Source organism: Levilactobacillus cerevisiae, assembly GCF_003946245.1.
Lineage (GTDB): Bacteria > Bacillota > Bacilli > Lactobacillales > Lactobacillaceae > Levilactobacillus > Levilactobacillus cerevisiae.
Map to the genome: position 1 here is coordinate 143232 of NZ_RHNN01000002.1, position 10031 is coordinate 153262.

A 10031-nucleotide genomic window follows, 5' to 3' on the forward strand; every position below is an offset into this window, starting at 1 on the left:
ACAATGTGACTTGAAATGGAGGAATGCACATGGCAGCAGGGTTAAGATTTGACGAGGCGCAGGGCCAAATGCAAACAGCAACGGTCGACGGCCAAACGGTGACTTACCGCGCGTTTATGGGGATTTCGTACGTCACCATGCCGGTTGATCCAATCCAACAACTCAACGTTTTCGTGCCAGAGGCCTATTTTCATGGTGGCAGCGTCAACGGCTATCAACGCGTGACGGCACCAATCTTCATGCCCAATACCGTGGGGGGCTATTTACCGGGGCCCGCCGACTTTCCTGGCAACCCGGACGCCTTTAGCCGTGGTGAAACCATCATCCAAGCCCTCCAGCGGGGGAACGTCGTGGTCTCTGCCGGCGTGCGGGGGCGGACGCAAAATGATGGCCAGGGCCAAAATACCGGGAAGGCACCGGCGTTTATCGTGGACATGAAGGCCGCTGTCCGTTACGTGAAATTCAATGCGGGCCGACTGCCGGGCAATCCCGAGCGCATCATCACGAACGGTACCAGTGCGGGTGGCGCCACGTCAGCCTTGATGGGTGCCAGTGGCAACGCGGACTTCTTTGAAATGCGACTCCAGGAGTTGGGTGCAGCACTGGCGACCGATGATGTCTTTGCCGTGTCGGCCTACTGCCCCATTCACAACTTGGAGCACGCCGACGCCGCCTACGAGTGGCAATTCAACGGCATCACCCAGTGGCACCGCCAACGGATTCGCGTGGATGGTGGCCGGAAAATTTGCACGCCCGTTCACGGCCAGTTGACGCCCCAAGAACAACAGCTATCGCCACAGCTGAAGGCAGCCTTTGTGCCGTACCTGAATCGACTGGCACTCAAGGACGCTGCTGGCAATCCGCTTTCTTTGGGCCGCGACGGTGAGGGAAGTTTCAAACAGCTGATTTTACGGGTGCTCAAGGATTCAGCGCAACAGGCGTTAAATGCGGGCCAGGACGTGACCAAGTACGCGGGGGTCGTGGTGCAGGGGAAAACGGTGACCCGGATCGATTGGCCGCAGTACCTGCGCGCCATCACGCGGATGAAGGGGGTACCGGCGTTTGATGCGCTGGACCTGAATAGTCCCGAGGCGGATTTATTTGGGAATCGGCTGACGGCAGCCCGTCACTTCACGCCGTTCGCCCAGGCACATACCACCGTGCCCGCGCAGTTGGCGGATGCCGACCTGGTCGCGGCGGTGAATCCACTGACCTACTTGCTGAAGAAACAGAGTCAGGTCGCGCGGCACTGGCGGATTCGTCACGGTGCGGCTGACCGGGACACGGCGTTTGCGATTCCCATGATCTTAGCGACGAAGCTACAAAACCAGGGCTATGATGTGGACTTTGCCATGCCGTGGGCAACCCCGCACAGTGGTGACTACGATTTGCCGGCGTTGTTTGATTGGATTGATGAGTTGTGTCAGTGAGGCAAAGTTCTTGCCAAACAATACCTATTGGGGTATATTTGCAATTGTTGTTGATTAGTGGCCTTTCTAAGGCCTTGATGATGATAAATATTGATATAAAATTTTAGGACAGCCGCTAATCAACCGATTAATACCCATAGTGGTATAACTTGGAGGCACAACCATGATTAAAGAAATCCATGATAATGATTTTGAACAAGAAACCAATACCGGCGTGACCGTCGTTGATTTTCGCGCCGACTGGTGTCCGCCATGTAAGATGATGGATCCCATCCTGCAGAGCCTATCAACCAGCGATGAATTTGGCAAGACGGTCAAATTCACGTCAATCAACGTTGACCATGATCAGCAGGTCGCCGGTCAATTTGATGTTCAAGGGATTCCAACTTTTCTGATCAAGAAGGATGGCCAGGTCATCGACCGGTTGGTGGGTGCTCGGCCTAAGGCTTTGTTCGCCGCGGCGTTGGCCAAAGCCGTTAATGCTTAATAGTGATTAAGACTACTTCAATGGGGGCTGGACCACGTGTCCAGGCCCCTTTAGTCGATTCATTTTAACTTGCAACGCTGTCAACTTGGGTTACCGCTCCTTAAATTAAGCATGCGCTTAAAGTTAATCATCAAGTTAGTGTGAACCGGTGTTGTCACTGAACTTAACGCTTAGTTAGTGAACTGATCAATGTAGGCGTGAGTGAGTCAAATTTAGGTTCAGCCGTGGGATTTTCCACGTGTTTTGCGTGGAAAATGGCGACTTTGAAACGCGGTTTATGCGGTTCAAAGCGAGCTGGAAGACCGCTTCCCAGGCTGCCGGCGTCCTACCCACAGCGTTCCGACCTAAATTTGGCGAACGGTAAGACGGCAGATTTACGCAATGTTGCCGTCTTCCTTTTTGGTTTGTAAACCGAAATAACCCAGACCTAGCGAATTGGTTTACTTTACAACCTAATTTCGTTATAGTCGGGGCAGTAGCAAGTGAAAGGGTGACTCGGATGCAGAGATTATACGGCTGTGTGCCCTTGCTGAATGGGGTGGGGAGCCTGATGTTTCTCCTGATCATCTCCCTGGAACCGTCGACCATGAGCAGCTTGGGCGTCGACTTTGATTGGCGGCGGGCCAACGTGTTGCTGGTGGCATTAATGCTGACGGTGATTGTTGGAACGGCCTTTGCCCATCATCGCCGCACCAAGCAAATCGGTCTGGTGATCAACGGCGTTCTGATTGTGGGGATGGCGCTGGCACTTTGGCAGGCACAGGTTCCCGAGCTCATCAGCGACTATCTGTGGCTGTGGGCATTGATCATGATTTTTAATCTGGCCTTGATCGGATGGGGCTGGTTAAAATTACGCACCAAAAGAAAATAACCCGTGGAAATCGCAAGTGGATTTCCCGGGTTATTTTTTTACTGAATTTCGGATTTGAGCGCAATCGCATCCGCGGCCGTAATTTCACGGACCACGCGACAGGGATTGCCGACCGCTAACGAATTGGCGGGGATGTCTCTGGTGACCACGCTACCGGCGCCAATCACGCAGCCAGCGCCAATCGTGACGCCACCAGTGACCGTCACATTGCTGGCCAACCAGCAGTTGTCGCCGATGGCAATGGGCTTGTCGTATTCGATATCAAATAGTGTCCCGTCGGTATGGGCTTGGAGATTTCGTTCCTGGTACCGTAGCGGATGCATGGGGGTGACCAGGGTGACGTTGGGGCCGAACCAGCAATTATCACCAATGGTGACCAGCCCGCAGTCCAGGACTGTGAAGTTGGCGTTGGCGTAGAAGTTTTTCCCCAGGTGGGTGTACAGGCCGTAATCAAAGAAAATGGGGCCTTGCAAGTACAAGCCGGTATCGTGATGGGGAATCAGTTGGTCTAGCAGGGCTTCTCGTTTCGTCGTTTCATCGTCAAACGTTTGGTTGTACTGCTGCGAGAGCCGGTGGGCCAGGTGTAGCCGGGTGGTCAATTGCGCGTCGCTGGGGTCGTAGAGTTTGCCAGCGAGCATTTTTTCTTCTTCAGTCATGGGGATTCTCCTCAGATGATAATGCCGTTACAGTGATCAATTTCGTGTTGAATAATTTGGGCAACAAAACCAGTAAAGGTCTGTTGTTGTCGCTGGAAACGCTGATTTTCAAAGGTCACATCAATCGATTTGAACCGTTTCGTTGGCCGTTCGCCGGTCAGGGAGAGGCAGCCTTCGCTGGTGTCATAGGGTTCGGCGGCCTTCGTGATGACGGGATTAATCATGGCGACGGGGAGAATGCCCATGTCGACCACAATAATGCGCAGGTTGACGCCAATCATGTTGGCCGCCATCCCCACGCAATTCTCGCTGTTGGCGCGCAGCGTATCCAGTAAGTCGGTCACCGTGGCAGCGTCGGCCTTCGTAGCGGGCTGGGATTTTTGTGCTAAACGAGTTTGATCGTGAACAACGGGTCTAATCATAGGAAGCCTCCAAAAGTTGTTTGAGTTTCATTGTGGTGTTGTAGTTGCGGGCGCTGGTGTGTTGGTAAAAGGGGGTTCCAACAATTTTAGAGTAGAATGACCGGCTAAAATGAACCTTCAGCGTCGACGTCCAGAAAATAACGTTCGGCGTGAGTAGCACCTGATCATAGTCGGCGGTGACACCAGCACGTAGCCAGTCATCAAAGTCAGCTTCGTAACCAGGGAGTTTAAACAACGCGTTGTGTCGCAAGAGCGGGTCAGCACCCCACCAGGTTGGGGCGAGGGCTAAGTCGGCCATAAAGTCCGGTCGGGCGAGCACCTGACTGGCAATCGGAAAAGGAAAATGGTCCGCCAGCAGTTGATTCACAACGGCGGCACACGTTTCCCGTGGCAAGTCACTGGTGATGAACAGGTTGCCACTATTAATATACGAGCGAACGTGGTCGAAGCCAGCAGCGGTCAGGTAGTCGCGCAAATCGGCCATCGGCACGCGATGATTACCGCCAACGTTGATGCCGCGCAGCAAGATTAAGTAGTCCATGGCGTCACTCCCTTCAAGGTGAACTGGTTGAGTCGGTGTGAAGCGATACCATCAGTATAGCATGGTTGGTGGCTTAGGATGCGGCAAAATTGTGCGCCAGGTAACGAAGCAATGAGCTAAGTGAAGTTATGATTATTCCATGCTTAATAACCAGTCTCTCCTAGAATGAATACTCACCATTTTACTAATAGGACAAGACGAAGATAAGGTAACATCGAGCGCTGTGAGCTAAGTGGCCCTAAGTCGGAAGGACGTTCAAAATGGGTTCAGCCGTGGGATTTAAGAAACGTCAGTCATTTTGACGTTTCTTAAATGGCGACTTTGAAACACGCGTTTTTCGTGGTTCAAAGCGAGCCTAAAGACCGCTTTCCAGGCTTTAGGCGTCCTACCCACAGCGTTCCAATCCCATTTTGAACGTCCTGGAGGCGAACTCGAGGACTACTTGCCCGCCCACAGCGTTCCGGCCTATTTTCAGCAGCCTGGAGGCAATCATGAACAAACGTTTAGCCCGTAGTTAAGTAGTGGAGGAAGCGGTGGGCGGCCGTCGACAACCGGCCTCGTGGATACACCACCTGCAAGTGACTGACCAGCGGCTCGCTGAACGGGCGTAACACAAAGTCAGGGGTCAGAAACGGCTCGGCCGACTTGGCAAACAGAAACGTCACCTGTTGGGTGTGCTGAATCATGGCGAGGAGCGTTTCAATGTGGGGCGTGGTGAAGCGGATGTTGGGCGTGAAGCCGGCCTGCTGATACCGCTCGCCCATTTTCTCATAAACGCCGGAGCCTGGATTCAGACTCACGACGTCAACGGCCTGTAAATCGGTCATCTGAATGCTAGATTGCTTTGCTAGCGGGTGAGTCGTGGGCAGGACGACCTGCAATTCATCGTTGTCCAGGTCAACCATGTCAAATTGTGACCGGCTAAGCTGCTGACTCTGGACGTCCCGCAAAATGGCGAGGTCGAGCGTCTGATTCTGTAGCATCGTCAATAATTCCGCGCCCTCCAGTTCTTCCAAACGAATATTGAGTTGCGGGTAGTCCTGCATGAAGTGGCGCATCTTGGCCGCCAGCCCGTATTGCGCCATGACCGGCACACTGCCGATGTGAATGGTCCCGCGGCGCAACGCCTGATAGTCGGCCAGTTCCGTCTGCAACAACTGGTATTGCGCCGTCAATGTCTGGGCGTAGCGAAAGAAGACGTCGCCACTCTCCGTGATGGTCAGCTGGCGTTTATTCCGCGTGGAAATGAGGGCCACGCCCAGCTCATTTTGCATGTTCCGTAAGCGTTTAGACAGGGCGGACTGGGTAATGTGGAGTTCCACCGCGGCGTCCGAAATATTACGAATCTGATAAAGGGTGATGAAGCTGGTAAGATCGTCAATCGTCATGGTCGGAGCCATCCTTTCTGTTATTCCTGTTAAGCATAACGTTAGTCGAAAGTGGTGTTGTTTGCAACTCTTTTCTGGTCTAATCTAGCAGGTATAGACGAAATCAAGGAGGTCATCACATGGCAAACGAACCATACGATTTGCGCAAAGTATTGGCAGAATTACAAACGCACCCGGGGCAGTATCACGCCACCGACGTTGCGGTTGACCCGGACGCCGAGCTCTCCGGTGTGTATCGCTACATTGGTGCTGGTGGCACCGTGGCACGGCCAACGCAGGAAGGCCCCGCGATGATGTTTAACAACGTCACCGGCTTCCCGGAAACCAAAGTCTTAACCGGACTAATGGCCAGCCGTAAGCGGGTCGGCCTCATGTTTCATCACGATTATCACACGTTGGGACAGTTTCTAAATGATTCCGTGGCCAACCCAATTCCTCCCGTCATGGTCACCGACGCCCCCGCTCATGAAGTCGTGCACAAGGCGACTGACCCCGACTTTGATATTCGTAAATTAGTGGCCGCACCCACGAACACGCCCGAGGACGCGGGTCCCTACATCACGGTCGGCGTGGTCCTGGGCTCCAACAAGGCCAAGACCATGAGCGACGTCACGATTCACCGGATGGTTCTGGAAGACAAGGACACGCTGGGCATCTACATCATGCCTGGCGGTCGGCACATTGGCGCGTTTGCCAAGGAATACGAGGCGGCCAACGAACCGATGCCCATCACCATAAATATTGGGCTGGACCCGGCCATCACCATCGGCTGCACCTTTGAGCCACCGACCACCCCGCTCGGCTACAACGAACTCGGCGTGGCCGGGGCCATTCGCCAGGAGGCGGTTGGTCTGACCAAGGCACTAACTGTCGATGAAAATGCCATCGCCCGTTCTGAATTTACGCTAGAGGGTTACATTATGCCTAACGAACGGATTCAAGAGGACATCAACACCCACACGGGCAAGGCGATGCCGGAGTTCCCGGGTTACGATGGCGATGCCAATCCGGCGCTACAAGTGATTAAGGTTACCGCCGTCACCCATCGCGAAAATCCCATCATGCAGAGCGTCATCGGGCCTTCCGAAGAGCACGTCAGCATGGCCGGCATTCCCACTGAAGCCAGCATTCTTTCGCTGACCAACCGGGCAATCCCGGGTAAGGTCTTGAACGTTTACAATCCGCCGGCTGGTGGTGGCAAATTGATGACGATCATGCAGATTCACAAGGATGATGAGGCCGATGAGGGGATTCAGCGGCAGGCGGCCTTACTCGCGTTTGCGGCGTTTAAAGAACTGAAGACCGTTATTTTGGTGGACGAAGACGTCGACATTTTTGATATGAACGATGTGATGTGGACCGTGAACACACGCTTTCAGGCTGACCAGGATTTGATGGTCTTGCCGGGAATGCGCAACCACCCGTTGGATCCTTCGGAACGGCCAGAGTACGATCCGAAGTCGATTCGTACCCGGGGGATGTCGTCCAAATTGGTGATTGATGGAACCGTACCGTTTGATATGAAGGACCAGTTCGTGCGGGCCAAATTCAAGGACGTCCCGGACTGGGAGAAATATTTAAAATAGAGGATGATGACTGATGAAGAAGATTGTGATTGGGGTAACCGGCGCGTCCGGAACGATTTACGCGATTGACCTGTTGAAAAAGTTACAAGCCAATCCTGACGTGAAAACGCATTTGGTGATGAGTGCCTGGGCCACGAAAAATTTGGCGTTGGAAACGGACTATTCGCTCGCCCAAATCAAGGCGTTGGCGGATGTCGTTTACAGCGACCGGGACCAGGGGGCCGCGATTGCCAGCGGATCATTTCTGAACGATGGTATGGTAATCGTGCCCGCCAGCATGAAGACCGTGGCCAGTGTGGCGTACGGCTTCGGTGAAAACTTAATCGCCCGCGCTGCCGACGTGACCATCAAGGAGCAGCGGAAACTGATCATCGTGCCCCGGGAAACGCCACTGAGCGTGATCCATTTGGAGAATCTGACCAAGCTGGCCAAGTTGGGCGCCCAGATCATTCCCCCAATCCCGGCCTTCTACAATCATCCCCAGACCATTCAAGATTTAGTCGATCATCAGAGCATGAAGGTGCTGGACGCCTTTGGCATTCCCTTTGAAACGACCAAGCGTTGGGAGGGGGATTAGTATGCCCAAATTTAGCGTGACCCAGGAGAATTATACGATTGACGCGGAACTGACCGTGGTAGGCAAGGATCTGTTGATTGTGGTGACCGGCGGCAGTAATCCCCACATTGGCGACGTGACCACGCTGACCCGGGACACGGCGATGCAAACGATCAAATATCCCAGCCATGATGGCCGTTTTCACAAGGATAATTTTGTCGGCGAACGGGTCGCTCGCGTGGTCCAACCCGTGTTGCCGGGCAGCTGCACGATTACGGCTGGCATCCACGTGAATCAAATCACCAAGGCCCAGATTGCGGCGGCGTCCCCGATGGGCGAGGCGCTAGGCCGACAAATCGTGGTCTGGCTCGCGGCGCATCCGGTTGCGGCTCCTGCGCCCCAGTACTACGGTTCGGATGAACAACCGATTTAAAACCTAAGTAGTGGTGGCTTTCCGTTCCCGGCGGCGAGTTCAAGGTGCCCTGCTGTGGGGCCCGGCTCCAGCCTGGGGAGCGGTCCTGCACCTCGACTTGAAACTTGGGTAGTGTGGTGGTGGCTTTTCGTTCCCGGCGGCGAGTTCAAGGTGCCCTGCTGTGGGGCCCGGTTCCGGCCTGAGGGGCGGTCCTGCACCTCGACTTGAAGCCTCACTGAGAACCGTGAGTCTCCAAGGTCGTCCCATGGCCTAAGCCGAGAAAACCACTCGGCTAATGCCATCGACACAGCTGGGCACCTTGACTCGCCTTTGGTCACTGATACTGGTGCGCTGAGTTTCTCGGAGTGTGAGACCGGAGATACCTCAGGCCCGGGCTTCAGCTGACATTGGTGTCGTTTGTAGTTGGGTAATTAGCAATCTGAGCCAGTATCATCGCACGGAGGCAGGTTAGTCAAAGAACAAAACGGAGCTACGACGAGAAAATCGTAGCTCCTTTACTATTGAATTAGAATGCGTGCACAAATGTTGCCAGACCAGCGATGGGTCATATCAATATCATGGTGAAGCACAATCTTAACCGGAGGAGGCCAGAGGTGGAGTCAGCTGTGACAACGGTGTTAGCTGAGAATCAGCTTACAGCGTGGGACGTGTTTGGAGCCTGACGATTCTTGTCAGGCTTCAAACCGAGCCGGAGGACCGCACCTCAGGCCGCAGGCGGTCCCCATAGCAGACGGAATCTCTGGCAGCCGCAGGTGGCAATTCCTAACAAATTTAATATTGATAATCATTGTTAGCTGGGCCTTTTTTTGTTGCCTGGGTTTCCCCAATTGTTACAAATTCAGTTTCACAAAACTTTATCGCCATACATTCCCCGCCACGGCGTATAATCAAACGTAAAGAGGCGGGGAGGAACAACACATGAAAAAATGGATGATAGCGGTCGCAACCGGGGTTAGCTTGCTGGCTGTCGGCGGCTTGCAGACGGGGATGCCAGTGACGGCACAGGCCAAGGCCAAGACGACTTTAAAAGCGGTGCCGCAACGTTATCGCCACACCTGGTACCACTATGCCAACGGTAAAATGGACACCTTAACCTTTACCACCAAACAAATTGCGGGGATGACCTATTACAATGGCAAAAGGGTGAAGTACGTGGCATACATTCATCACCATAAGCTGACCGCCACCAGCTTTAAGAAGCATTATTCCTGGAGCACGGCGGTCACGACTAAACGTCATCAAGCTCAGTGGATCAACGTCCGTGGCTGGAATCAAGTCATGGGGGACGGTGATTACTACAAGGTGATGACCAAGACGGTGAAGGGCAAGAAGGTCAGTGTTTTGAGTCAGGCCAGTGGTGCTGGCGTCTGGACCAGCGCGCACTATTACCGGACCAAGTCGCTCGCTAAGCAACGGGGGACGACCTACTTCAATGGTGAGGTCTACTACCCCAAGAACGTTTAGCAGCCACACCAATTGCAGTCTAAGAATAAGTGTCTTTACCCAATAATTTTAAATACCTGTCAAACACCAACGACCGCGCGCTTTGCGGGAGCTGGTGTTTTTTGTACCCCTAACTTTTTTGGGTCTACACTTTCTGGTATTGGTGAATAACTAATACCGGTTTTTTGTCTGTTTTGAAAATCAGAAAAATAAAAAAG

The 10031-nt window shown here is 53.6% G+C and carries 11 protein-coding genes; 7 read left to right on the forward strand and 4 right to left on the reverse strand.

The window, feature by feature from the left end; genetic code table 11:
* Nucleotides 1-29: 29 nt before the first annotated feature.
* The 3 genes from EKM99_RS01470 (at nucleotide 30) to EKM99_RS01480 (ending at nucleotide 2788) form a co-directional block, all read left to right on the forward strand.
* Nucleotides 30-1430: a subtype B tannase gene (locus EKM99_RS01470; protein ID WP_125580205.1), complete on the forward strand. Its 1401-nt coding sequence runs from the start codon at nucleotides 30-32 to the stop codon at nucleotides 1428-1430.
* A 163-nt stretch (nucleotides 1431-1593) separates the two neighbouring features.
* Nucleotides 1594-1917 carry a thioredoxin family protein gene (locus EKM99_RS01475; protein WP_125580207.1) on the forward strand — a complete coding sequence of 108 codons (324 nt, stop codon included), beginning with the start codon at nucleotides 1594-1596 and terminating at the stop codon, nucleotides 1915-1917.
* Between the two features lie 499 nt (nucleotides 1918-2416).
* Complete coding sequence (locus EKM99_RS01480; protein WP_125580209.1) at nucleotides 2417-2788, forward strand: hypothetical protein; 372 nt, start codon at nucleotides 2417-2419, stop codon at nucleotides 2786-2788.
* A 38-nt stretch (nucleotides 2789-2826) separates the two neighbouring features.
* On the opposite strand, the gene EKM99_RS01485 is transcribed toward EKM99_RS01480, so the two are convergent.
* From EKM99_RS01485 to EKM99_RS01500, 4 genes are all read right to left on the reverse strand, one after another.
* Nucleotides 2827-3444, reverse strand: a complete 618-nt coding sequence (locus tag EKM99_RS01485) for a sugar O-acetyltransferase (protein WP_125580211.1) — start codon at nucleotides 3442-3444, stop codon at nucleotides 2827-2829.
* An 11-nt stretch (nucleotides 3445-3455) separates the two neighbouring features.
* Entirely contained in the window at nucleotides 3456-3866 is a 411-nt protein-coding gene (locus tag EKM99_RS01490; protein WP_125580213.1) for a peptide deformylase, read from the reverse strand.
* Complete coding sequence (locus EKM99_RS01495) at nucleotides 3859-4407, reverse strand: DUF1697 domain-containing protein (protein WP_125580215.1); 549 nt, start codon at nucleotides 4405-4407, stop codon at nucleotides 3859-3861. The genes EKM99_RS01490 and EKM99_RS01495 overlap by 8 nt, the downstream gene beginning before the upstream one ends.
* 503 nt (nucleotides 4408-4910) lie before the next feature.
* Entirely contained in the window at nucleotides 4911-5795 is an 885-nt protein-coding gene (locus EKM99_RS01500; protein ID WP_125580217.1) for a LysR family transcriptional regulator, read from the reverse strand.
* A gap of 119 nt (nucleotides 5796-5914) precedes the next feature.
* Between EKM99_RS01500 and EKM99_RS01505 the strand changes: the two genes are divergently transcribed.
* The 4 genes from EKM99_RS01505 (at nucleotide 5915) to EKM99_RS01520 (ending at nucleotide 9834) form a co-directional block, all read left to right on the forward strand.
* The gene (locus EKM99_RS01505; RefSeq protein WP_125580219.1) at nucleotides 5915-7381 is read left to right on the forward strand and encodes a UbiD family decarboxylase; all 1467 of its coding nucleotides are present in this window, start codon (nucleotides 5915-5917) and stop codon (nucleotides 7379-7381) included.
* Between the two features lie 13 nt (nucleotides 7382-7394).
* Nucleotides 7395-7958 carry a UbiX family flavin prenyltransferase gene (locus tag EKM99_RS01510; RefSeq protein ID WP_125580221.1) on the forward strand — a complete coding sequence of 188 codons (564 nt, stop codon included), beginning with the start codon at nucleotides 7395-7397 and terminating at the stop codon, nucleotides 7956-7958.
* 1 nt (nucleotide 7959) lies between these two features.
* Nucleotides 7960-8370, forward strand: a complete 411-nt coding sequence (gene lpdD, locus EKM99_RS01515) for a prenylated flavin chaperone LpdD (protein WP_125580223.1) — start codon at nucleotides 7960-7962, stop codon at nucleotides 8368-8370.
* Between the two features lie 918 nt (nucleotides 8371-9288).
* Complete coding sequence (locus EKM99_RS01520; protein ID WP_125580226.1) at nucleotides 9289-9834, forward strand: hypothetical protein; 546 nt, start codon at nucleotides 9289-9291, stop codon at nucleotides 9832-9834.
* Nucleotides 9835-10031 lie beyond the last annotated feature (197 nt).

Bases quoted from the DNA above. Each gene is read 5' to 3' on its own strand.
- EKM99_RS01490 (WP_125580213.1), bottom strand. From the start codon at position 3,866: ATGATTAGACCCGTTGTTCACGATCAAACTCGTTTAGCACAAAAATCC.
- EKM99_RS01485 (WP_125580211.1), bottom strand. From the start codon at position 3,444: ATGACTGAAGAAGAAAAAATGCTCGCTGGCAAACTCTACGACCCCAGC.
- EKM99_RS01505 (WP_125580219.1), top strand. From the start codon at position 5,915: ATGGCAAACGAACCATACGATTTGCGCAAAGTATTGGCAGAATTACAA.
- lpdD (WP_125580223.1), top strand. From the start codon at position 7,960: ATGCCCAAATTTAGCGTGACCCAGGAGAATTATACGATTGACGCGGAA.
- EKM99_RS01470 (WP_125580205.1), top strand. From the start codon at position 30: ATGGCAGCAGGGTTAAGATTTGACGAGGCGCAGGGCCAAATGCAAACA.
- EKM99_RS01520 (WP_125580226.1), top strand. From the start codon at position 9,289: ATGAAAAAATGGATGATAGCGGTCGCAACCGGGGTTAGCTTGCTGGCT.
- EKM99_RS01495 (WP_125580215.1), bottom strand. From the start codon at position 4,407: ATGGACTACTTAATCTTGCTGCGCGGCATCAACGTTGGCGGTAATCAT.
- EKM99_RS01500 (WP_125580217.1), bottom strand. From the start codon at position 5,795: ATGACGATTGACGATCTTACCAGCTTCATCACCCTTTATCAGATTCGT.
- EKM99_RS01480 (WP_125580209.1), top strand. From the start codon at position 2,417: ATGCAGAGATTATACGGCTGTGTGCCCTTGCTGAATGGGGTGGGGAGC.
- EKM99_RS01475 (WP_125580207.1), top strand. From the start codon at position 1,594: ATGATTAAAGAAATCCATGATAATGATTTTGAACAAGAAACCAATACC.
- EKM99_RS01510 (WP_125580221.1), top strand. From the start codon at position 7,395: ATGAAGAAGATTGTGATTGGGGTAACCGGCGCGTCCGGAACGATTTAC.